Below are 23,042 nucleotides of genomic sequence, written 5' to 3' on the forward strand. Positions count from 1 at the left end.
TGAGAACGACCGGATGACGAGCACAGACAACAGACCACCCGATGGGCGGGGTGGCGCAACCACGGACACGAGCACCGCCTCGGCGAAGTCGGGTGCCGCAGCGCACGACAGGGCGGCGAAGGGCCCCGAGGCCAGTGCCCCCGAGGCAGTGAAGAGCCCGATCACCAGCCCTGCTGGCACGGCGAAGAACCCACTGCTGAGCTGGAAGCTGCTCGCGGGCTTCATCGGTGTCGCGTTGCTCCTCGTAGTCTCCCTCTTCACCGGTGTCTACGACGTCTTCGGCGGCGACGGCGGTGCAGAGATGTTCCAGATAACCCGTGTGCCGCGCACCATCGCACTCGTTCTCTCCGGTGCTGCGATGGCTATGTGCGGTCTGGTGATGCAGCTGCTGACGCAGAACCGCTTCGTCGAGCCGACGACGACCGGCACCACGGAATGGGCCGGCCTCGGACTCATGCTCACTGTCATCATCTACCCGGATGCCTCGATCCTGGCCCGGATGATCGGGGCCGTCTTCGCCGCCTTCATCGGCACGCTCGTCTTCTTCCTGTTCCTGCGCCGAGTCTCGCTGAAATCATCACTCATCGTGCCCATCGTCGGCATCATGCTCGGCGCGGTGGTCGGCGCGATCTCGACCTTCATCGCCGTCCAGACAGATATGCTCCAGAGCCTGGGCATCTGGTTCGCCGGCAGCTTCACGTCGATTCTGCGGGGGCAGTACGAAATCCTCTGGGTCGTCGTCATCGTCGTCATCGCCGTCTTCATCACCGCTGACCGCTTCACCGTCGCAGGTCTGGGCAAAGAGGTCGCGACGAACGTCGGAGTCAACTACAGCCAGATCATCCTCATCGGCACCATCCTCGTGGCCACCGCCACGGGCATCGTCACGGTCGTGGTCGGCAGCCTGCCGTTCCTCGGCCTCATCGTGCCCAACGTCGTCTCGATGATCCGCGGCGACGACCTGCGCAGCAACCTGCCCTGGGTGTGCCTGCTGGGCATCGCGATCGTCACGATCTGCGACCTCATCGGCCGAATCATCATCATGCCCTTCGAACTGCCGGTCTCCGTCATCCTTGGGGTCGTCGGTGCGGCGGTATTCGTCGGTCTCCTCCTACGACAGCGGAAGCGAGGATGAGGCGCGCCATGACTGCAGAAACGACAGGAACGACCGAAACGACAGAATCCACGCTGCCGTCGGCCACGAACCGGGTGAGATCCAGGAAGCAGGAGTCGAGGTCGGCCAAGCGCCGACCGACCCCGAAGAAGCACCGACCGACCTCGAAGAAGCGCCGACCGATCACGGTGAAGCGGGACGGAGGGCCGCCTCGGCGATCATCCGGGTCTTTGGCGACTCCCACGGCCAAACGGCGGTACTGGACGATCATGTTCGGGCTCGTCATCGCCTCGGCGGCCATCGCCCTGGGGCTCCTGGCCTGGGACAACCCCCTGCCGATCACCGACGAGGGGTTCTGGCTCATCGCCGAGCTGCGGATGAAGAACCTCGTCGTCATCGCGATCGTCGCACTATGTCAGGCGTTCGCGACCGTGGCATTCCAGACGGTGACGAACAACCGAATCATCACGCCTTCGATCATGGGCTTCGAATCACTGTACGTGGCCATTCAGACCGGGGCGATGTACTTCTTCGGCGTCACAGCGATCGTCGACCTCAAGGGGCTGGTCCCCTTCACCGTGCAGCTGCTGCTCATGGTGGGACTGTCGCTGGCACTCTACGGATGGCTGCTCTCGGGCAGATACGGCAACATCGCGATCATGCTCCTCATCGGCGTCGTCATCGGCGGTGGCCTCGGATCGATCGCGACATTCATGCAGCGGACCCTGACGCCGAGCGAATTCGACGTGCTCTCGGCCAGACTCTTCGGCTCGATCTCGAACTCGGACGCCAGCTATCTGCCTGTCTCGATCCCACTGTGCCTCCTCGCCTGCGCTGCGATCTACCTGAGCTCTTCCCGGCTGAACGTCCTCGCCCTGGGCAGGGATACGACCAGCAATCTGGGGCTGAACCACCGGTTCGAGATGATGAAGATCCTGTTCTTCGTCTCGATCCTCATGGCAGTGTCTGTGTCGATGATCGGACCGATGATCTTCCTCGGCTTCCTCGTCGCGATGCTCGCCTATCAGTTCTCCGACACCTACGACCACAAATACGTGCTGCCGATGGCTGGCCTCCTCGGCTTCGTCGTCCTCGGCGGGGCGTACTTCATTATGAAGAACCTGTTCTATGCCGAGGGCGTCGTATCCATCATCATCGAGGTCGTCGGCGGCGGCGCATTCCTCTTTGTCATCATGAGAAAGGGGCGCCTGTGATCACGCTGCGCGATGTCCGCAAGTCCTACAGCAACGACGTCGAGATCGGACCGGTTGATCTGCAGATCCCCGCCGGGGGAGTCACCGCGCTGGTGGGGCCCAACGGTGCCGGGAAGTCGACGCTGCTGACGATGATCGGCCGTCTGCTGGGCATCGATGACGGGGCGATCGAGGTCGCCGGATACGACGTGTCGTCGACGAAGTCGAAGGACTTGGCGAAGATCGTCTCCATCCTGCGCCAGGAGAACCACTTCATCACCCGGCTGACGATCCGCCAGCTCGTCGGCTTCGGCCGTTTCCCCTATTCCAAGGGACGTCTGACGGCCGCCGATGAGGAGATCATCTCTCAGGCCATCGACTTCCTTGAGCTCAACGACCTCGAGGACCGGTTCATCGACGAACTCTCCGGCGGCCAACGGCAGCGGGCCTACGTGGCGATGGTGTTGGCTCAGGACACCGACTATGTGCTGCTGGACGAACCGCTGAACAACCTCGACATGAAACATTCCGTGCAGATGATGCAGCACCTGCGCCGAGCCGCCGCTGAGATGGGGCGGACCATCGTCATCGTCCTCCACGACATCAACTTCGCCGGACACTACGCCGATCACATCTGTGCGGTGAAGACCGGCAGCGTCGTCGAGTTCGGAACGCCTGAGGAGATCATGACCCCCGAGGTGCTCTCCCACGTCTTCGACACCCCTGTCGAGGTCATCGACGGACCCCGCGGCCGGTTGGCCGTGTACTACTGAGACGTTCGGCGCCGGGGTGCTGCTCCTTGCGGGGTGATTCGCGGTGTCGATCACCTTTGGTGCAGGAGAGCAGTTTGCAGACTGGTCGCGTGCACTGAAAGTGATCGAAACGCGTACGAAAGGTGATCGGCAGAGTCGCGGCGATCGTCGGGCTCCGTAGGTCGTGGTGAGTTGAGCGAATCGTTCTGTCCTAGCTAAGCCGCGCGAATCAGGGCAGAACTCCTGTGGAGAGTCCGGCGACTCATGTGCGGATCGGTTGTGGATGGCTGGAGCTTGTCCACAGCCACATAATTGACTCTGGCATCCTCTGACCTCTGCGACTCATGATCGGTGGATGTACAACATCGTCTACTACAGGGACCTTGTATCGGCAGGAGTGTCGACTCGAACAATTCGTCAGGCTCAGGGATGCTGCATACGGAGACTGTGTCGCGGCGTGTACACCGTCCTGCTCGACTGTCCGAACATCGCTCACCGAAGGATCGCACGGTTCATCGACGATCCGAGTTGGATTGAATTGCACTCGCAGAAGACGACCGCCCAGCTTCAAGATGACTTCTCGTACCAGGAGCAGCTACGTCGACTGCGCGTTCTCAGCTATTCGAGATATCGAAGCGGCGATACAGTCTGGGGAACCTCGGCGGCATTGATCCACGACATTCCGCTCTTCGGAGTGAGATCTGGCCCGATCTTCGTCGTCCATCCCACCAGCGCCTCGCGGTCGAGAGAGATCATTCGAACCGTGCGGACAGTCGACAAGGCAGACCAATGTGTCTTCTCCCACCTGGCCCTCACATCTCCGATCAGAACTTCTCTGGACCTCGTGCGCCAGGAAGGACAGCAGGCGGGGTTCGCGGCCATGGAGGCAGTGCTTCGTGCTTCCGTCTTAGGAGCCGAGGGGGAACGCGACCTTCGGTTCGGATATCCATCTGGGTTCGGGGGACTTGCGCGTGGAAGGGTTGTGGAGAACTGGTACCCCGCCATCGCGCGTCTCCCATCCGGCAGAGCGACAGCACAGCGGATGGTCGACGTACTCAACCCGATGTCCGAGAGCATCGCCGAGAGCTTCTGTTCGTTTGACCTGCATGCTCTTCAGATCAGCGGATTTGAACAGCAGGTGAGCATTCGCGATGCCAGGGGCTTCGTCGGCCGCGTCGACTTCTTACATGAGGAGACGAAGACGATCATCGAAGTCGATGGCCTAGGCAAGTATCTGGTCGAAGGCCGGGCGGCCATGAACAAAGAGAGCGACCGGCACAACCGACTGCTGTCCATGGGCTACACGATTATTCGCATGAGGTTCAAGGACTTACTTCACCTGAACAGTTTCGCAACGAAGCTGTACGCCCAAGCACCCGAGCTGAGGAAATTTACGGGTGCCGTTCGATGAGTTCATGTGACGACGGATGAGCCCATGCACCAGTGACGCTGAATCCACGTGTCCTGTGCGCCCGCGCAGTTGGCCTGCAAGGGGGCTGCTTCCAGCTCTTCATCACCTTTGGTGCAGGAAACCAGTCTGCAAACTAGTTTCTTGCACCAAAGGTGATCGGCCAGTGCGCTCCACGTGGAAAGGTGCATGCTGGCCCAGGTCCGCCGGTCGCGCCGACTCCCGTGGATGGGTCCAGCCGGCGCCGGCACATGGCCGCGCGGGCAGGCTGATTGTGAGCGGTTGACACCGAGCTGACGCGCTGCTGACGCGCTGCTGACGCGCTGCTGACGCGCTGCTGACGCGGCGCGGACAGCGAGTTGGCCCCGACCTGGCACCTCGGCCGCAGACGAGCTCCGTCGTGGACTTGACTGCCCCAGGGTGATGGGTCAAGTTGCGTGCATGAGCGTATTCTCGCGGGTGAGACGCTGCTTCAGGGCGTCATTCGACGTGCCCTGCCCGGGTCTCGAGTGCCCGGTGTGACAGGCAGCTTTCACATCACCTTTGCGAATTGATACATACCTTTCGAACGCACCGGGGGAAAAGTGTTTCTCAGTTTGTATGAGCAAGAGCGTCTGATGATCTACACGGCTGGGAAATTGGCCCTGGAGCGCAAAGAACGCGGCCTCAAACTCAACCTGTCCGAAGCGACCGCCGTCATCACCTCCTACCTTCTCGAAGGTGCGAGGGACGGCAGCAGCGTCGCGGATCTCATGGAATCGGGCCGACATGTACTCAGCAGAGATGACGTCATGGAAGGGGTACCGGAAATGCTCACCCAAGTTCAGGTCGAGGCGACTTTCCCCGACGGAACCAAACTCGTGACCGTGACAGGGCCGCTCCAATGATGAGCAACGAGAACGCCCCCGGCGAGAACACGGACGAGGCCACAGTCAACGACAATCCCTTCGAAAACGAAGAGCTGCAGCCGAAGGACCGCGAGGTCGAGCCCGAGCACGCAACCGATGATCCCGGTCGTGAATACGACGAGCCGGAAACTATGGTCATCGTCGAGCCGGGCATCGACAACGACCGTGAGCGTCACCCGTCGTCGGGCCCCAGCAGTCCCAGCGAGCCCCGGCGCCCAGGCGGTGGTTCACGTCAGGCTCCCAGGCAGGAGCATGACGCACCGGTCACCTCGGCGGATCGGGTCATCCCGGGTGAGATCTTCCTCAAGGAAGAACCGATCGAAATCAATGCGGGACTCGCAGTCACGGCACTGCACGTGGCCAACGTCTCCGACCGGCCGATCCAGATCGGATCGCATTTCCACTTCGCCGAGGTCAACCCCGGCCTCGAATTCGACAGAGCTCGAGCGTGGGGAAAGAGGCTGAATGTGATGTCGGGAGGTGCGATGCGCTTCGAACCCGGCGCAGACGAGGAAGTCGAACTCGTCCCGATCCAGGGTGCACGCATCGCACTGGGATTCCGCGGAGAATGCAGAGGAGAGTTGGATGGTTGACATATCGAGGTCCGAATACGTTGCATCGTTCGGCCCCACCGTCGGTGATCGTGTCCGCCTGGCCGACACAGACATCGTCATCGAGATCGAGAAGGACTACTGCGTCGGAGGCGACGAAGTGGTCTTCGGCGGCGGCAAGTCCGCCCGCGAATCGATGGCTCAGTCCTCACGCACTCGCGCTGAGGGAACCCCAGACCTGATCATCACCGGTGCGATCATCCTCGACCACTGGGGAGTCGTCAAGGCCGACGTGGGCATCCGCGACGGCAAGTTCGTCGCGATCGGCAAGTCCGGCAACCCGGACACGATGAATGGCGTCCACCCGGACCTCGTTGTCGGCCCCAACACCGAGGTGGCCAGCGGCAATGGTCTGATCATGACACCGGGCACCATCGACACTCACGTTCATTTCGTGGGCCCCGACCAGTTCGAAGTCGGCCTCATGGCCGGCACGACGACCATGGTCGGCGGCGGCACTGGACCCACCGAGGGTTCGAAGGCAACGCTGGCGACCCCGGGCCCCTGGTGGCTGGCACGGATGTTCGAGTCGATGGACCCCTGGCCGGTCAACGTCCTCTTCCTCGGTCGTGGCAACACGATGAACGAAGAGGCCCTGTACGAACAGCTGCGCGGCGGTGCCGCCGGCTTCAAGATCCACGAGGACTGGGGCGCTACCCCGGCCGTCATCGACAAGGCCCTGTCCGTGGCCGATGACACCGGCGTCCAGGTCGCCATCCACTCGGACACTCTCAACGAGGCCGGCTTCGTTGAGGACATGCTCAAGGCCGTCGACGGCAGGACCTTCCACTCCTTCCACACAGAAGGTGCCGGAGGCGGGCACGCACCCGACATCATCAAGGTCGCTTCGGAGCTCAATGTGCTCCCAGCCTCGACGAACCCGACCCGCCCATTCACGGTCAACACCGTCGATGAGCACCTCGACATGGTCATGGTCGCCCACCATCTCAACCCGCAGGTGCCCAACGACCTCGCGTTCGCCGAATCGCGTGTCCGGGCCGGCACCATCGAGGCCGAAGACGTGCTCCAGGACCTCGGGGCCCTGTCGATCATGTCGTCCGACGCCCAGGCGATGGGTCGCATCGGTGAAGTCGCCATGCGCACCTGGCAGACGGCCCATCAGATGAAGAAGCTGCGCGGGCCCCTGGCCGGAGACGACCGGGGCCGACAACAACCGAGCACGGCGCTACATCGCGAAGTACACGGCCAACCCGGCCATCGCCCACGGCATCGACTCCTATGTCGGATCGATCGAACCGGGCAAGCTTGCTGACTTCGTGCTCTGGCAGCCGTCGATGTTCGCCGTCCGGCCGCACACAGTGTTCAAGGGCGGGATGGCAGCGGTCGCCGCACTCGGTGATCCGAACGCTTCGATCCCGACCCCACAGCCGGTGTCCGAACGTCTCGGTTTCAACTTCCGGTCCGCCTCGGCGGCAGCCACGAGCCTTGCGTTCGTGTCCGAGCAGGCCATCGAGGACGACATCGCGGGCAAGCTCGATAAGGTCCAGCGCGACTTCGTGCCGATCACCTCGACGCGGAAGGTGACGAAGGACGACATGATCGAAAACTCGGCCCGCCCGCACATCGAGGTGAATACCGACACCTATGCGGTCAAGGTCGATGGAGAGCTCATCGAGCACCGGCCCGCCGAGTTCGTGCCCATGGCTCAGCGCTACTTCCTGTTCTGAGGAAGGGGCGGATGAGAACACGCGCTGCACTGCTCATCCTCGGTGATGGGCGCCTGCCCTCGGGCGGCTATGCTCATTCCGGCGGGCTCGAACAGGCGATCCGGCAGGGCTGGGTGAACGATGTGGACGGTCTGCGCGATTTCCTGCGCGGGCGACTGCACACCACCGGCCTGATGAACGCCGCCTTCGCCGCTGCCGCCTGGCACTCGGTGGGGGATCGGTCCGACGCCGAGGCGAGAGCTGGGTCCGGCGTCATCACGTCCGAGGTCGAAGCGGCCCTGGCCGAGCTTGATGCCGAGCTCCTCGCCCGCACCCCGTCTCCGGCCCTGCGCCGGATCGGCGCGTGGCTGGGGACCCTGCTCCTGCGGTCGATGCGCAGCATCCACCCGCATCCGCTGCTCGAAGAGTTCCCGAAGGGACTCCAACAGCCGCTCGTCTACGGCGTCATCGGTCGTGTGCTGGGACTGGACGCCGCGGACACGGCGGCAGTGGTGCTGCATGAGGCGGTGACCGGGCCGGCCACGGCCGCGGTGAAGCTCATGCACATCGACCCGTTCCAAGCCCACGGTGCCGTCATCGACCTTGCCGCCGATCTGGATGCCGCCGCCGACAAAGCGGCTGAACTGGGTCGAGGAAGTGCGGCCGAGATTCCGGCGCTGAGCGCACCGCTGTCCGATTTCGCCTCCGAACTGCACGAGGGGGACAATGTTCGACTCTTCGCCTCATAACGACGAGACGGCACCGCTGGCTCACCGGACGACGGGGTCCCAGACTGCCGGCTTCGCCAGCTCTGACGGCTCTGCCAGCGGCATGACCTGCCGAGCCTCCGTGGCCACGGAACTCGACGGCACCGGTCGTACGGGAGCACCTCGGTCCCGCGTCTCCGGCCTGCGCCGGCAGGCGCCGCTGGTGCCGCGTCCCACCGGTGCCAGCGGCTTCGAACCCTACGTCGACGGCGACCCGGACATTGCCCGAGTGGCTCTGACGACCGCGGCCGCGGGTCCGCTAGGCGGAGACCATTACGTCTTCGATGTCCATGTCGGTGCCGGTTCAACACTGCTCATCCGCGAGGTCTCGGCCACTCTCGTCCTGCCCGGCGCCCACGGCGCACCTTCGCTCATGCACTGCCGGGTCACGGTCGAAGCCGGGGGCACCCTCATCTGGGTACCCGAACCCGTCATCGCCGCCCAAGCCTGCGACCACACCCATCAGGTCGACATCGACCTGGCCGAGGATGCCCGCCTGTTCTACCGGGAGGAACTCGTCCTCGGACGTCACGGTGAGGACCCCGGCAACCTCAGCTCGCGCCTCAACGTTCGCCGAGGTGGTCGCCCGCTGAGCATCCAACGCTTCGACCTCGGTCCGGCCAGCATCGGATTCGACTCACCGGCCGTGGCCGGCGGTGCGCTGGGGGTCGGCTCGGTCGTCATCGTCGAACCCGAGGGTGGTCTGCCACAGGCGACCGCGATCTCCGATCCGCGTTCGGCGCTGCTGCCCATCGATGAGACCTGCGTGCAGATCAATGCACTCGGCGATGATGCGTTGGCGCTGCGCAAACGCCTCGACGCGTCACTGGCCGAACTCGGCGAACCTTGGGGGAGGCAGACCGGATGGTCGGCCGTACCCCGGTGACTGCCGTACCCCACCCGCACCATCACGAACCACATCTGTCACACACGCATTAGGAGGAAGATCATGAGTACAGGAAAACGCGCATTGCGCCTGGGAATCGCCGGCCCCGTCGGGACCGGCAAGAGTTCGTCGATCGCGAACATCTGCACGGCCCTGGCCGAGGAGTTCCGCATCGGCGTCATCACCAACGACATCTACACCGATGAGGACGCACGCTTCCTCAAGGCGGCCGGAGTGCTGCCCGAGGAGCGCATCCGCGCCGTCGAGACCGGTGCCTGCCCGCACACCGCGATCCGCGATGATGTGAGCATGAACCTGCTCGCCGTAGAAGCACTCGAAGAGGACTTCGATCCCCTCGACATCGTGCTCATCGAATCCGGCGGAGACAACCTCACCGCCACCTTCTCCCCGGCTCTCGTCGACGCCCAGCTCTTCGTCCTCGACGTTGCCGGCGGCGGCGACGTGGCTCGCAAGGGCGGGCCGGGAATCGGCCGTGCCGACCTGCTCGTGATCAACAAGATCGACCTCGGCCCCCATGTTGACGTCGACGTCGAGCAGATGCTCGCCGATGCCAGGGATGCACGTGAGGGCGGACCCGTGCTCGGCGTCTCTCGCAAGCAGGAGGACACCGTCCACGCCCTGGCCGATTGGGTGCGCGAGGTCCATGCTCGCTTCGTCAAGGGTGACCACACCCCTGTCGATCCGGGCCCGATGGCACCGCACTTCCACGCCGATGAGGATGCCGAAGGCGGCGGCTTCATGCACACGCATGAAGAGGGCGAAGCCGCCCACGCGCACTGATAATTTCAGAACAAGAACCACCGGCGCCGAGGTGGGGGCTGGGACTGCTGCCCCCACCTCGTCGGTGTTTGGGCTGATCGGTAAAGAACAGTTGACAGAAAGAGGCGAGATGACAAGGGTTCGACAGCACAAGACCGCGCTGAAGGCTGTGGCCTGGACTGCAGGCATCGGCGCCCTGGCCCTGGTGCTGTCCGGGTGCGAGGCACCCAGCGGCGGTGACTCGGAGCTGGTCATCGGCACGGAGAACCTGGGCGGGTACAACCCGGTCAACGGGTACTCCGTCGACGGCAACTCGCCCTTCTACGATGGTCTCCTGCGTCTGCAGGAGGACTCGGGATCCGGTGCGATGCCCGAGCTCGCGCCGGCACTGGCCTCAGCCCAGCCGAGTGCGAACGAGGACTCTACGAAATGGACTGTGAAGCTGCGCGATGACGTCACCTTCTCCGACGGAACGGCGCTGGACTCCAAGGATGTGGCCGCCACCTACGAGGCGATCATCGACCCGAAGTCGGCTTCCGAATCCGTCGACGCCTTCCGCATGATCAAGGACGTCAAGACCCCAGACGAGCACACTGTCGTCTTCGAACTCGACGAGCCCACACCGAGCTTCACCTCCCGCCTGGCTGTGGGAATCCTACCGTCGGAAGCCATCGAAGAGGGCACACCCGCGGCGGACTGGAAGGTCAACTCCGCACCCGTGGGCACCGGTGCGTACACCCTCGATTCGCTCAACGCCGACACCGCCGTGCTCAAGGCCCGCGATGACTACTGGCGCACCACCCCGCAGGTGAAATCGGTGACCCTGCAGGGATACTCCGACACCTCGGCCCTGGCCGCCGCGGTCAAGGACGGGAAGGTCTCCGGCGCCGCTGTGCCCCCGCGTTCGGCGGAGAAGATCAAGGGCGAGGACCAGAAGATCTATACCGCACGCACCGCCGACTGGCGCGGACTCACCCTGCCGAGTGACATCCCGCTGACCTCCGATGCCAGCGTCCGAAAGGCTCTTAACTTAGCCATCGACCGGGACAAGGTCGTCGACGAGGTGCTTGGCGGTCACGGCACGCCCGCCTCCACCCCGGTCGGCGAATTCTACGGCGACGCCTACGAACCATCCGCCGCATTCGACCACGATGTCGAAGCGGCGAAGCAGCTGCTCGACAAAGCCGGCTGGAAGGCCGGAGGCGACGGGCCGCGGAGCAAGGACGGTACACAAGCCGTCATTGACGTCACTTACCCGGCCGGGGACACCGTGCGCGGAGACATCGCCGCCGAAATCGCCGCCCAGCTCAAACCTCTGGGCATCACGATGAAGGTCAAGGCCATGGAATGGGACGAGATCGAGAAGGACATGGCCAACCTGGCGATCGTCTACGCCGGCGGAGAACAGCCCTACAACATCGACCACCAGATCAGCGCTTCCCTGCACACCCATACGAAGACCTCGGGGGTCTTCGACAATCCCTCGAATGTCGAGGTCCCGGGTGCCGATAAGCTGCTCGACCATGCCGCGGTCGAGACCGATGAGAAGAAGGCCGACGCCGACTACCGGTCCGTGCAGGATAAGTACATGGACGCACCCAGCTACCTCATCGTGGCCTTCCTCGAACACACCTACGTGGCCGACACCCAGGGTTGGGACGTCCCGAAGACCACCTTCGAACCCCACGTCCACGGCTCCGACTGGGGCCCCTGGTGGAACCTGGCCGACTGGAGGAAGAGCTGAGGCAGCCCCGATCGAGCAGGTCGGCGGGTCCGTCCCGCTCACCGGCACACATCCTGCGCCGAGGTGGCATCATCCTCGGCGGGATGATCCTTGCCCTGCTCGCCGGCGGGGCCGGAGTCTTCGCCCTGGCCGCGATCTCCCCGGCCAATCCACTAGCACACACGGTGGCCGGGTGGGAGTTCGCCTCGGCGCAGGCTCGTGCGGACCTCGTGACCGCCTATGACACGGGCGGCTGGTTCGGGGCCTGGTGGCAGTGGATGGTCACAGCGGTGACCACGGGAGATCTCGGATATTCGCGGATCCTCCATGAGCCCGTCGCCGAGGTGGTCGCCGGCAGAGGCCTCAACACCGTGGCCGCCACGGCCACCGCCGTGGTGCTCACCGGGGTTATCGTCGCCGTCGTCTGCATCCTGTTGGCGCGGTTTCCCGGTCTCGCGCATAACCCGGTGACCTCGGGGGTCATCGGAGCCTGGTTAGCTGTGCCTTCCTTCCTCATCGCGCTGCTCATCGTCGTGGGCTTCGGGTCCCAGCTGCCCAACCCCGCGACAAGCGCACCGATCACCCTCATCCCGGCAGTGTCGTTCACGATCGCTCTGGCTTGGTCGGCGATGCTCATCGCCGCAGCCAGGTCGGCCGCCGCCGAGGTGTGGTCGACACCGTGGGCGCGAGCCCTCATCGGCCGGGGACTGCCCTCCTCAGCACGAGTGCGCACGATCCTGCCGAGTGTCCTGTCGGCTGTGCGTTCGCCCGCTGTCATCTACCTGCCCGTCGTGATCCTCGGGGAGGCCGCCGTCGAGGCGGTGCTGTCGTATCCGGGTCTGGGCAATGCCCTCGTCGAGGCGGCGGCCGGAGCCGATCTGCCGCTGCTGGCGACGGTGACAGCGCTCGCGGCCGCGCTGACGACAGGTCTGGTGCTGCTCGTGCGTTCCCTGGGGCAGGTGCGTGAGGCACGGTTGGTCGGCGCGGGTACGGCAGCGACCTTCGGTATCTCGACGGTCGGGGTGAGCTTATGAAGATCCGTCCCACGGCCGTCATCGTGCTCGGGTGTCTGCTCGTGTTGCTCATCTGCGGACGATTCCTTCCCGGTCAGGACACGGATTTCGCCCGGGCTCTGACCCCGCCGGGGGATGGGGGAATTCTCGGCACCGACCATTTCGGGCGCAGCGTCGCCGTGACCGTGTGGAACGCGGCCGGCGGATCGGCGCTCGCCGCCCTCTTCACCGCGGTGGTCACCACGGTGATCGGTGCCGGGATCGGCGTCGTGTCCACCCTGTCCTCGGCCTTGTCGAAGGTCTCGACCGGGCTGCTCATTGCGACCCTCGTCGTTCCTTCGATGCTCTTCACCTTCATCGTCGTCGGACTCCTCGGGGGTGGGCGAACTGCGATCATGGTGACCGTGGCGCTGACCCACTGGCCACTGGCCGCTCAGCTCATCGGACCGAAACTGCGGGAGGAATGGAACTCCGGATGGGTTTGTTTCGACCGTCGCCTCGGCGCCAAGCGAGCACAGATCCTCAGGTGGCATGTGCTGCCAGCGGCGGCCGGTCGGGTATCGGCGGCGATGGCCGTGATCTTCCCTTCGGCGGTCGTCCATGAGGCGACGACGGCGTTTCTCGGAATCGGTGTCGACCCTTCGGCCGTGTCGTTGGGGCCGCTGATTGCCTGGGGGCAGTCGGAAATGAACCTCGGGGCATGGTGGACACTGCTCGTGCCGACGGTGGCGCTGATGATTCTGCTGCTGCCGCCGACGGTTCTCGCCCGCCGACTTGGTGAAAGGCCGCGATCATTATGACGAAGTCGAAGTCCCTGCGACAGGCGGAGTCGACGTCCGTCCGGCGGGAGGAGAAGCTGGATAACGCGGCGGTAGCTGATTCGGCAGCGTCGGACGATGCTGCGAGGCCTGACGCTGCGAAGCCTGACGTGGCGAGGCCTGACGCGGTGCTGCCGAACGAGTCTGCGGAGCCGAATGAGACTGCGGTCATGCGCATCGCCGACTGCACGCTGAGACTCCCTGACACTGATCAGGTGCTGTCGGCACTCAACCTGGAACTGCGCACAGGGGGCGTGACCTGGATCGTCGGCGAATCCGGCGCCGGGAAGTCCACGCTGTGCAATCTCCTGGCCGGGCTGATTCCGGCCGGGGCCAAGTCATCAGGCACATTGGAATTCGCGCCGGATGGTACTGCGGATGGCGGCAGGGTTGGCGGCACAGGCGTCCACATCCCACCACACATCGATTTTGCGACGGGACGAGGTCGCAGAAACCTCACGAGGTTGCGCAGGAAGGGTGTCATCGCGTGGGCTCCACAGAATGCGATGGACACTTTCCCTCCGCGGATGCGGCTGCGCGATTGGTTCGTACGTGCCAGGATCGAGGCTCCCGACCTCGAACCGTTCGGATTGGAGACCGCGATGCTGCAGAAGTTGCCGCACCAGTTCTCCGGCGGGCAGATCTCCCGAATCTCCTTGGCCGCGGCCATGGCCCGAACGCCCCGCCTGCTCGTCTGCGATGAACCCACCGCAGGTCTCGACCCGGACCAGGCCGACGCAGTGGTGTCCATCCTCAACGACCATGCGAGAGGAAGGGCCGAGCGTGCGCACCGACGGGCGGTCCTGGCCGTCACCCATGATCTCTCGGCGGTGCAGCGCAACGCTCATGCCGATGATCGTGTGGCGGTGATCTTCGCAGGCCACATCGTGGAGAACTGTTCGGTCGCCGACTTCCTCTCTGGAGGGGCCTGCAATCCGTATGCTCGAGCATTGGCCGCCGCTGCCCCGGCCGCCGGAGCTCACCCGCTTCCCGTAATGGATGAGCCGCGACCTCGACCATGGACATATCGCGCAGGCGACGAACTGGTCCGTCTCAACGCCGGTAATCCAGAGCCAGGCCATCGGCAGGGAGGTGGCGAACATGGAGCTGCATGAGGTCGTCATCGATCACGGTTCCACCCTTGTGGGACCAGTGACCGCGGCCATCCCGGAAGGACAGGTGACGGTGCTTCAGGGGCCCTCGGGAAGCGGGAAGACAAGCCTGTGCCTGGCCATGACCGGGTTCCTCACTCCCGGCCGCGGTCACATTGAGGGGGAAATCGGTGTCCTTGTTCCTCAGAATCCCCGGGAATGGCTCAACCCCAGGCTCAGGGTCTCTCAAGTGCTCGAGCACACGATGCGCATCCGCAGGACGCAATCGAGCGACCCCGCTCACCAGGGACCGGGATTACGTGCCGCTCGACCCTCCGAACGTGCCGCTGACGCTGCAGAACGTGCCGCTGACCGTCCGTTGGACGGCGACCTGGACCGTGACGAGCTGCTGGCTCTGGCATTGCTGGGTCCCGAAATCGCCGAACATCGCTGCGGGGAGCTCTCGGGTGGGCAGGCCGCGCGAGTGTGCATTGCCCGCGCGCTGGCCAGCGGCATCGACACCATCGTCTGCGATGAACCGACCGCGGCACTGGACTCCTCAAACGCGGCACGCATCGCTAGGCTGGTCAACAATCTTGCGGCCACGGGGAAGACGATGGTGTGGGCGACCCACGACAGGGACCTCGTTGCGGCGACCGACAGCGGTCATTCCTTCGCCCTCTGAGCCCCGCGGGCCGTGATGCTTATGAGGTGAGTAGACCCCACCCCTCATTGCTCAGAGCTCAGAGCTCAGAGCTCAGAGCTCAGAAGATCTGAAGCTCAGACTTCCAGACGCTCAGACGCTCAGGCGCTCACTTCGGGGCGGACTGTGGCCCACTTGCGGACAGCGACGATGAGCATGGCGATGAGGCCGATGATGAGCAGACCATCGGCGGCGATGTAGAACAGGTGCAGGCTCGACCCGCCGTCATCGACGCCGGCGAGCACGGCATCCGTGCGTTTGTTGAGCAGCGGTCGGATCACGGTGACCTTGATGATGAGGACAGCGATCATGCCGCAGGCAAGCCACCGGTAGGCCCTGCCGATGTGGTCCTTGAGCACCGACCACAGCAGGATCACGGCGATGACGATCTCCACCCAGTTCATGGCAGTGAAGACCAGTCGGCCGATGCCTAGCCCCAGTGGGATCGTGATGCCTGGAGCAGTGAACTTCAGCGGCGCCTCGATGAGTGAGATGCCGATGATGAGACCCAGCCAGACGGCAGGAAGAATGATGCGGGCACCTGCAGAGAGCCGGGTGTCTTGAGAGCTGAAAACATTGGCCATGCCTCGAATTTTACTCTCGGTAGAAGACGTGCGGTATCGACTCGCAGAAGCCACCTCGCTCCCCAAGCCGATACGCGCGCACTGGAGCTCTAGACTGGTGCTCATGCGTCTGTTCTCCAACGCCGTCGTGCGAACTTTTGCTCCTTCCTCTCCGGGGTCGGATGCTGCCACACTAACCGCTGCCGCTGACACGGCACCTGACTCGATCCTCGTCGACGGGGAGACGATCGTGGCCGTGGGCACCAGAGCGGAACTGCTCGACATCGCAGCCCAGGAGTCCTCGACGACTGCAGCGCTCGCCCCGGCGGGCGGAATCGGTGCCACCACGGTGATTCCGGGCCTTGAAATCGAAGAGATCGACTGTGCCGGCCAGGTCATTCTGCCCGGCCTCGTCGACGCGCACATGCACTCGGTTCACTACGCCGATTCTCTGACCGACCTCGACCTCTCGAACGTGCGCTCCCTCGCCGAGGCGGTCGACGCGATCCGTGAACGCGCCAGTTCGATGCCGTTCGGTGAATGGGTGGTCGGCTCCGGGTGGGACCTCAACAAATGGGATGACCCGCGCTATCCCGACCGGGAACTGCTTGATCAGGCCGTGCCTGACCATCCGGTGGCAATGTGGTCGGTCGACCTCCACACGCTCTGGACGAACGCTCATGGCCTGGAGATCGCCGGCATCGATGACCTCACTGCGGATCCTTTCGGTGGAGAGTTCGTTCGCGATGATGAGGGTGTGCTGACTGGCCTGGTCCGTGAGGACGCCACCGACCTGGTGGCCAGATTCATCCCCGAACCCACCCGCGAAGAACAGGTCGAGCGACTCGACCGCACGCAGAAACTCTTCCTCTCCCAGGGACTGACCGGGATCCACGACTTCGACAGCATCGCCTCAACCCTGGGGTGGTATGACCTGCGGGAGGCCGATCGTCAGCACATCCGTGTGACGAAGTATCTGCGCTCACCGGAGGTGCCCTGGGCGATCGAAACCGGTTGGCACACCGGCGACGGCGATGACTGGCTGCACCGAGGCGGCTTGAAGCTGTTCTCCGATGGAGCCCTGGGCTCGCACACCTGCCACATGTCCTCACCGTTTCTCGAAGCGAGCGCCCACGACGAGGAAGTTGCGCCTGAAGAGACGAGCGCCCACGAAGAACCGAGCACGCCCGATGAGCCCTCCGGTCAGGAGACTTTCACCTATCCCGGTACTGTGCCCGAGGATGCTTTGAGCAGCGAGCCGGACGACGCCAACTACGGGATCACGCAGATGTCAGAAGACGACCTGTTCGAGAACGCACGCTGGGCCACCGAAGCCGGCATCTCGGTCGCCATCCACGCCATCGGCGACCAGGCCAACCACCATGTGCTCAACGTCTTCGACCGTCTGCGCCAGACCACGAAGGAGGCCGAGGAACGCTTCGAGCGCCCACTGCGCCACCGGGTCGAGCACGCTCAGTTCATCCAGCCTGCCGATGTCGCCCGGTTCGCCGAACTCGACGTCATCGCCTCGATGCAGCCCCGCCACTGCATCTCCGATCTGCACCTGCTCCACCTCATCGACGAATCCGCCCAACTCGCTGCCTACGCCTGGCCAGATCTCCTGACAGCCGGGGCTCATGTGGCATTCGGATCCGATGGCCCGGTCGAGCCCGCGAACCCCTTCGCTGCGATCTATGCGGCGATGACCAGGGCGAACATCTCCGGCGATGCGAGCACGAGTTTCCAACCTCGTCGTCGGCTCTCCGCAATCGAAGCGGTCCGGCAGCACACCTTGGGCCCGGCCTATGCCGCAGGACTCGAAGATCGCCGAGGTTATCTGGCACCGGGCATGGACGCTGACTTCATCGTCGTCGACACAGATCCCTGCGTCGCTGCGGGATTGAAGTACTCCGCGGGTACGCACGATGCTTCGGCCCCGCTCGATCACGACAGTCCGCTCGATCACCACGACCGATATGCGCACGACGGCCTACTCGGCTACGAGTCCGAAGACGCACTGTTCGCCCATGCCGAGGCGATCCGCGATACCAGGGTTGCACTGACCGTGGTCGGTGGTCAGGTGAAGTACTCCGCCTGACCGCTCACCTGCCACCTATCTGCCACGCCAAAGCTGTCCCAGACTGCCGAAAAGGACCCCGCACATGCCCCGTTCGTTCACGGCTCAGGCACAGAAGATCGACGCCGCCACCCCTGACTCCCGCAATCGCGAAGTCGATTTCCTCCGCGCAGCAGCGATCACCGTCGTCGTGCTGGGTCACTGGACGATCATCGCGGTCAGCGTCACCGGAGGCATCGAGCCGCATGGCCTGCTCGATGAGGCGCGCTGGACGCACCCGCTGACCTGGCTGTTCCAGGTGATGCCGATCTTCTTCCTGGTCGGCGGCTATTCCAATGCTCTGTCCTGGCGTTCGGCGAGGCGGAAGGACGTCGGCTACGCCGAATGGCTGCGCGCTCGCCTGCGTCGTCTGGGACTGCCCCTCATCCCACTTCTGCTCGTCTGGCTGGCCACCTGCATCATCGCGTTGAGCCTCGGGGCCGAACCGGCAGCTGTCCAGCTGGCATCGCAGATGGCTCTGGTGCCCACCTGGTTCCTCGCCGCTTACCTGATCGTCGCGATCGTCGCCCCGCCCTGCCTGGTGCTGTGGGAGAAATGGGGCTGGTGGTCGATCGTCCTCGGCATCGCTGCAGCGGGAATCATCGACATCATCAGCATCTCCACCGGCAGCACCCTGGCCGGTTACCCCAACTATCTGCTCGTCTGGGCCAGCTTCCACCAATTCGGCTACGCATGGCTCGACGGCAGGCTCTCGAGCCTGAAACGCTGCCTGCTGATCTTCGTCATCGGCGCCGTGGGACTGGGACTTCTCGTCGGTCTCGGCCCGTACCCGGTCTCGATGATCACCGCCGGTACCGATACGATCTCCAACTCGGCCCCGACCAGGGTGACCATGGCCTTCCTCGGAATGGCACAGGCAGGAATCGTGCTTATGCTGCAGCGACCGCTGGCGGCACTGCTGCGCAGCCCCGGGCTGTGGATGCTCACTGTCCTGGTCAATCAGCGGATCATGACCTGGTTCCTCTGGCACCTCACCGCACTGACGGCACTGGCCCATATGCTCCTCGCGCTCAACGCCGAGGCCTTGCTGCCCACCCCACTGAGCGGCGTCTGGTGGCTGACCAGACCCCTGTGGTGCCTGGGGCTGCTCGCGATCACCGGCGTCCTCGTAGTGATCTTCGGCCGGTTCGAGTCTGCGCAGCCCGACGATCGCCCTGCTCCGCCGGTGTGGATGCCGATCCTTGCCGCGGCAGCGATCTGCGTGGGACTGGCGATCATGGCCGATGTCGGCATGGTCAACGCCACCGGGGTGACCTGGATCTGGCCGCTGCTGCCGCTGGTGGGCATGATCGTCTTCGGCGTCGTCAGACTCCCGCGCAGGCGCTCCTACCGAGACTGAGCCGCCGGGGCCAAGACTGAGCTCTCAAGATTGAGCCGCAGACAGAATTTGGAGGGAACAGAACACTGATTTCTGTCATAGAAATCGCACTTCTGTTCCCTCCAAATCCGCTGGGCCGCTGGGCCGCTGGGCCGCTGGGCCGCTGGGATTTCGTCACCTCGACGCTGGCCTGGGTGATCAGATGTGGCGACCGCCGGAGATCTCGGTGACGGTGCCGGTGAGGTAGCTGGAGAGGCCGGAGGCCAGGAACAGCACCACCGAGGCGACCTCTTCGGGCTCGCCAGGACGGCCCAGCGGGATCTCGGAGAGCTTCGAATCGATCACGTGCTGCGGCATGGCCGCGGTCATCGCGGTGTTGATGAAGCCGGGCTGGATCGCGTTGATGCGGATGCCCTTGAACGCGACCTCCTTGGCCACGGCCTTCGTCATGCCGACGATGCCGGCCTTCGCTGCGGAGTAGTTCGACTGGCCGAGCATGCCGACCTTGCCGCTGATGGATGAGACGTTGACGATTGCTCCGCCGCGGTCCTGTTCGCGCATGAGACCGGTGGCGACCTTGAGTCCGTTCCAGGTTCCGCGCAGGTGCACGGAGATGACGTCGTCGAATTCCTTCTCGGTCATCTTCCGGATCGTAGCGTCGCGGGTGATGCCGGCGTTGTTGACCCAGATGTCGACGCCGCCGAAGGTCGTCGTTGCCGTCTCGGCGAGCTTTTCAGTGTTCTCCAGTGAGGCCACATTGCACACGACACCGGCAGCTGATTCCGTACCGCCGAGTTCCTCAACGGCTGAGCGTAGGCTCTCCTCGTTCATGTCGCCGAGGACGACCTTCGCGCCGGAGTTCACGAGGCTGCGGGCCATGGCCAGGCCCAGCCCCTGGGCGCCGCCGGTGACGACGGCAACCTTGCCGGTGAGCAGGCCGGGGATCTCGGAGATCCCCTGTGCGGTGGAAGTGGTGGGTGCATCAGTCATAGGGTTCTTCCTTCTTTGTGGGTGGATGAGTCAGCTGTACGTGAATCATCTGCTGTGCGTGAGGATGAGTTACAGGTTGAACTGGGGTTTGTGGGCGCCCTTGAGCAGCTGCCGGGCGACGACGACGCGTTGGACCTCCGAGGTGCCTTCGTAGATGCGGAACAGGCGAGCATGGCGGTAGAAGCGTTCGACCGCGGATTCGCGCATGTAGCCCGTTCCGCCCTGGATCTGCACACCCTTGTCGGCGATGCGGCCCAGAGCCTCGGAGGCGAAGAGCTTCGCGGAGCTGGGCCCGAGCTTCCGATCCTCATCGGCGTCCCAGCGCTTCGCGGCCGCGAGTACGAGAGCCTTGGCGGCGGCGACCTCGGTGTAGATGTCGGCGAGCATGGCCTGGACCAGCTGGAACCGGGCGATGGGCTCTCCACCCTGTTTCGCCTCGGCGGCATAGTTCACGGACTCGTCGAGGATGCGGGTGGCCTGGCCCACGCAGATCGCTGCGATGTGCAGGCGGCCCTTGTTCAGTGAGGCCATTGCGGCGTAGAAGCCCTTCTCCTCCTCACCGCCGATGAGGTTGGCGGCCGGGACACGGACGTCGTCAAAGAAGATCTCGGAAGTCCAGGCACCGGCCTGACCCATCTTGTTGTCATGAGCTCCGAGCGTGACACCGGCCGTCTTCGTAGGCACGAGGAAGACCGAGATGCCCTTCGAACCCTTCGCGTTCGGGTCGGTGCGGGCGAAGACCATGAGGACGTCGGAAGATTCGGCGTTGGTGATGAAGCGTTTGCTGCCGTTGATAACGTAATCCTCACCCTCGCGCACAGCTCTGGTGCGCATGCCCGAGGGGTCGGAGCCGGCCTCGGACTCGGTCAGAGCGAAGGAAGCGACGACATCGCCGGACGTCAGCTTCAGCAGCCATTCGCTCTTCTGCTCATCCGTGCCGTAATTGACCAGTACCTGCCCGGCGATGCCGTTGTTCGTGCCGAACACGGACCGGAACGACGGTGTCGTGTAGCCGAGCTCCATTGCCAGCTGGGCGTCCTGTTCGGCGTTCATGCCCAGCCCGCCGTACTCCTCGGGCAGAGCCCAGCCGAAGAGCCCCATCTCGGCGGATTCCTTGATGATCGTCTCCGGGATGGCGTCGTTGGCCTCGATGTCGAGTTCGATGGGGACGACCTTCTCGCGGACGAATTCGCGGACGATCGAGAGGACGTCATCCAGTTCCGAAGTATCCATTCTTCGTTCTCCTTATGTGGTGAGGCGGGGTGTCAAGGTGATGTAGTCGCCGAGGTGGTCAGAGGCTGTCGAGCCAGGCGCGGACCCGATCGGAGTCGGCCCCGAGCTCGGGCGGCGCGAGATCGTAGGAGACCTCGGACTTGGCCAGACGGATCGGATTGCGGATCGTGGGAATGACGCGCTCGCCCTGACCTGTGTCGACGATCGGGTCGAGGCCGAGGTCCCGGGCGCGTTCGACACCCTGGGAGATCGAGTTGATCGGGGCGCAGGGCAGGCCCACGGCCGTGAGCTTCTCAAACCATTCCTGAGCGGTGTGGGCTTGGAGCGCTTCGAGGAGTTCGGGTTCGAGCTCGTCACGGTTGGCGTTGCGGGCCTTGGCCCTTGCAAAGCGTTCGTCTTCGGCCCAGTCCGGTCGCCCGAGGGCCTTGGCGAGAGTCGCGAACTGACCGTCGTTGGCCGCAGCAACGATGAGCTCGCCGCCCTTTGTCGCCATCGGCTGGTACGGGTAGAGGCTGGGGTGGGCGTTGCCCATGCGCGTCGGTGTCACACCTGCGGCGGCATAGGCTCCGGACTGATTTGCAAGGCCCGACATCGCCGAAGACATGAGGTTCGTTTCCACCAGCTGACCTTCGCCGGTGAGATGTTTGTGTTGGATCGCGGCCATGATGCCGATCGTCGTGTGCAGTCCGGTGATGACGTCGAAGACTGCGACGCCGGCACGGTAGGGGGAGCCCTCGGGGCTGCCGGTGACGCTCATGAAACCGGACATCGCCTGGACCAGCAGATCGTAGCCGGGCAGAGCATTGTGTGCACCGAAGCCAGTGACCGAGGCATAGATGACTTCAGCGTTGGCGTCCTTGATCGAGTCGTAGTCGAGGCCGAACTTCTTCAAGCCGCCCGGTTTGAAGTTCTCGACGACGATGTCGGCTCTGGCAGCGAGCTTCTGGGCGATTTCGAGGTCATCGGCATCGGAGAAGTCGAGCACGATGTCGAACTTGTTCCGATTGATCGACAGATAGTAGGTGGCATCGTCATCACGAACCGGTGGGCTCCAGTTCCTCGTGTCGTCACCGCCCGGACCTTCGACCTTGATGACCGTGGCGCCGAGGTCGGCGAGCATCATCGTGGAATAGGGGCCGGCGAGGACACGGGAGAAATCAACGACGACTTGGCCCGAGAGAGGACCGTTGCCAGCGCGTGGGAGGAAATCGGCGATGGACGCGGCCTGATCTCTCGCGGTCGTCCCGTGATCCGCTGGTGCCTGGCTCGTGGCTGTCTCGCCATTCATCGATGAACGCTCCCGGTGATTCTGCTCGACTCTGAGGTTCCTCAGAGTGTTTCACCCCACAATATAGCAATATGAGTAA

General features: G+C 64.1%; 21 protein-coding genes and 1 pseudogene. 17 read left to right on the forward strand and 5 right to left on the reverse strand.

Annotated elements, in window-relative coordinates; genetic code table 11:
- Positions 1 to 13 precede the first annotated feature (13 nt).
- Genes BSP239C_RS12060 through BSP239C_RS12070 form a run of 3 tightly spaced genes read left to right on the forward strand, consistent with a single transcriptional unit; the run spans position 14 to position 3,080 of the window.
- Positions 14 to 1,135, forward strand: a complete 1,122-nt coding sequence (locus tag BSP239C_RS12060) for an ABC transporter permease (RefSeq protein WP_257930191.1) — start codon at positions 14 to 16, stop codon at positions 1,133 to 1,135.
- An 8-nt stretch (positions 1,136 to 1,143) separates the two neighbouring features.
- Complete coding sequence (locus tag BSP239C_RS12065) at positions 1,144 to 2,328, forward strand: iron chelate uptake ABC transporter family permease subunit (protein WP_257930192.1); 1,185 nt, start codon at positions 1,144 to 1,146, stop codon at positions 2,326 to 2,328.
- On the forward strand, positions 2,325 to 3,080 hold the full coding sequence (locus tag BSP239C_RS12070; RefSeq protein ID WP_101573183.1) for an ABC transporter ATP-binding protein: 756 nt from the start codon (positions 2,325 to 2,327) through the stop codon (positions 3,078 to 3,080). The genes BSP239C_RS12065 and BSP239C_RS12070 overlap by 4 nt, the downstream gene beginning before the upstream one ends.
- A gap of 597 nt (positions 3,081 to 3,677) precedes the next feature.
- Here the strand turns inward: BSP239C_RS12070 and BSP239C_RS20750 are convergent.
- The gene (locus BSP239C_RS20750; protein WP_180958999.1) at positions 3,678 to 3,815 is read right to left on the reverse strand and encodes a hypothetical protein; all 138 of its coding nucleotides are present in this window, start codon (positions 3,813 to 3,815) and stop codon (positions 3,678 to 3,680) included.
- A gap of 307 nt (positions 3,816 to 4,122) precedes the next feature.
- On the opposite strand from BSP239C_RS20750, the gene BSP239C_RS20755 reads away from it, so the two are divergent.
- The 12 genes and pseudogenes from BSP239C_RS20755 to BSP239C_RS12130 all read left to right on the forward strand — a co-directional run bounded on the left by BSP239C_RS20755 (position 4,123) and on the right by BSP239C_RS12130 (position 15,416).
- On the forward strand, positions 4,123 to 4,470 hold the full coding sequence (locus BSP239C_RS20755) for a DUF559 domain-containing protein (RefSeq protein WP_180959000.1): 348 nt from the start codon (positions 4,123 to 4,125) through the stop codon (positions 4,468 to 4,470).
- Positions 4,471 to 5,051: 581 nt separating this feature from the next.
- Entirely contained in the window at positions 5,052 to 5,354 is a 303-nt protein-coding gene (gene ureA, locus BSP239C_RS12080; RefSeq protein WP_101573187.1) for an urease subunit gamma, read from the forward strand.
- A gap of 305 nt (positions 5,355 to 5,659) precedes the next feature.
- The gene (locus BSP239C_RS21370; protein ID WP_374701031.1) at positions 5,660 to 5,968 is read left to right on the forward strand and encodes an urease subunit beta; all 309 of its coding nucleotides are present in this window, start codon (positions 5,660 to 5,662) and stop codon (positions 5,966 to 5,968) included.
- Positions 5,961 to 7,674: pseudogene (locus BSP239C_RS12090) on the forward strand (urease subunit alpha). Before BSP239C_RS21370 ends, BSP239C_RS12090 begins: the two are co-directional and overlap by 8 nt.
- Positions 7,675 to 7,685: 11 nt before the next feature.
- Complete coding sequence (locus tag BSP239C_RS12095) at positions 7,686 to 8,402, forward strand: urease accessory protein UreF (RefSeq protein ID WP_101573189.1); 717 nt, start codon at positions 7,686 to 7,688, stop codon at positions 8,400 to 8,402.
- A complete protein-coding gene (locus BSP239C_RS12100) occupies positions 8,380 to 9,306 on the forward strand; it encodes an urease accessory protein UreD (protein WP_101573191.1) in 927 nt (308 codons plus the stop codon). The genes BSP239C_RS12095 and BSP239C_RS12100 overlap by 23 nt, the downstream gene beginning before the upstream one ends.
- Before the next feature lie 63 nt (positions 9,307 to 9,369).
- Positions 9,370 to 10,107, forward strand: coding sequence for an urease accessory protein UreG (gene ureG, locus BSP239C_RS12105; protein ID WP_101573193.1), 738 nt, complete (start codon positions 9,370 to 9,372; stop codon positions 10,105 to 10,107).
- Between the two features lie 109 nt (positions 10,108 to 10,216).
- Positions 10,217 to 11,830: an ABC transporter substrate-binding protein gene (locus BSP239C_RS12110; protein WP_180959001.1), complete on the forward strand. Its 1,614-nt coding sequence runs from the start codon at positions 10,217 to 10,219 to the stop codon at positions 11,828 to 11,830.
- A complete protein-coding gene (locus tag BSP239C_RS12115; RefSeq protein WP_145997442.1) occupies positions 11,800 to 12,843 on the forward strand; it encodes an ABC transporter permease subunit in 1,044 nt (347 codons plus the stop codon). The genes BSP239C_RS12110 and BSP239C_RS12115 overlap by 31 nt, the downstream gene beginning before the upstream one ends.
- Positions 12,840 to 13,622: an ABC transporter permease gene (locus BSP239C_RS12120; RefSeq protein WP_101573199.1), complete on the forward strand. Its 783-nt coding sequence runs from the start codon at positions 12,840 to 12,842 to the stop codon at positions 13,620 to 13,622. Before BSP239C_RS12115 ends, BSP239C_RS12120 begins: the two co-directional genes overlap by 4 nt.
- Positions 13,619 to 14,755 (forward strand): ATP-binding cassette domain-containing protein, encoded by a 1,137-nt coding sequence (locus BSP239C_RS12125; protein ID WP_101573201.1) that lies wholly within the window; start codon positions 13,619 to 13,621, stop codon positions 14,753 to 14,755. Before BSP239C_RS12120 ends, BSP239C_RS12125 begins: the two co-directional genes overlap by 4 nt.
- Positions 14,742 to 15,416: an ATP-binding cassette domain-containing protein gene (locus BSP239C_RS12130; protein ID WP_180959002.1), complete on the forward strand. Its 675-nt coding sequence runs from the start codon at positions 14,742 to 14,744 to the stop codon at positions 15,414 to 15,416. Before BSP239C_RS12125 ends, BSP239C_RS12130 begins: the two co-directional genes overlap by 14 nt.
- Positions 15,417 to 15,535: 119 nt before the next feature.
- On the opposite strand, the gene BSP239C_RS12135 is transcribed toward BSP239C_RS12130, so the two are convergent.
- Positions 15,536 to 16,018, reverse strand: a complete 483-nt coding sequence (locus tag BSP239C_RS12135; RefSeq protein ID WP_101573205.1) for a hypothetical protein — start codon at positions 16,016 to 16,018, stop codon at positions 15,536 to 15,538.
- Positions 16,019 to 16,121: 103 nt separating this feature from the next.
- On the opposite strand from BSP239C_RS12135, the gene BSP239C_RS12140 reads away from it, so the two are divergent.
- Together BSP239C_RS12140 and BSP239C_RS12145 are read left to right on the forward strand one after the other, a co-directional pair.
- Entirely contained in the window at positions 16,122 to 18,095 is a 1,974-nt protein-coding gene (locus tag BSP239C_RS12140) for an amidohydrolase (protein WP_180959003.1), read from the forward strand.
- 64 nt (positions 18,096 to 18,159) lie between these two features.
- On the forward strand, positions 18,160 to 19,473 hold the full coding sequence (locus tag BSP239C_RS12145; RefSeq protein WP_101573209.1) for an acyltransferase family protein: 1,314 nt from the start codon (positions 18,160 to 18,162) through the stop codon (positions 19,471 to 19,473).
- A 177-nt stretch (positions 19,474 to 19,650) separates the two neighbouring features.
- On the opposite strand, the gene fabG is transcribed toward BSP239C_RS12145, so the two are convergent.
- From fabG to BSP239C_RS12160, 3 genes are all read right to left on the reverse strand, one after another.
- Entirely contained in the window at positions 19,651 to 20,442 is a 792-nt protein-coding gene (fabG, locus tag BSP239C_RS12150; RefSeq protein ID WP_101573211.1) for a 3-oxoacyl-ACP reductase FabG, read from the reverse strand.
- Between the two features lie 69 nt (positions 20,443 to 20,511).
- Positions 20,512 to 21,675, reverse strand: coding sequence for an acyl-CoA dehydrogenase family protein (locus BSP239C_RS12155; RefSeq protein ID WP_101573213.1), 1,164 nt, complete (start codon positions 21,673 to 21,675; stop codon positions 20,512 to 20,514).
- 58 nt (positions 21,676 to 21,733) lie between these two features.
- Positions 21,734 to 22,963: a CaiB/BaiF CoA-transferase family protein gene (locus BSP239C_RS12160; RefSeq protein ID WP_101573214.1), complete on the reverse strand. Its 1,230-nt coding sequence runs from the start codon at positions 22,961 to 22,963 to the stop codon at positions 21,734 to 21,736.
- Positions 22,964 to 23,042: the final 79 nt, after the last annotated feature.

This window comes from Brevibacterium sp. 239c (genome assembly GCF_900169365.1).
In the GTDB taxonomy this organism is placed as follows: Bacteria; Actinomycetota; Actinomycetes; order Actinomycetales; family Brevibacteriaceae; genus Brevibacterium.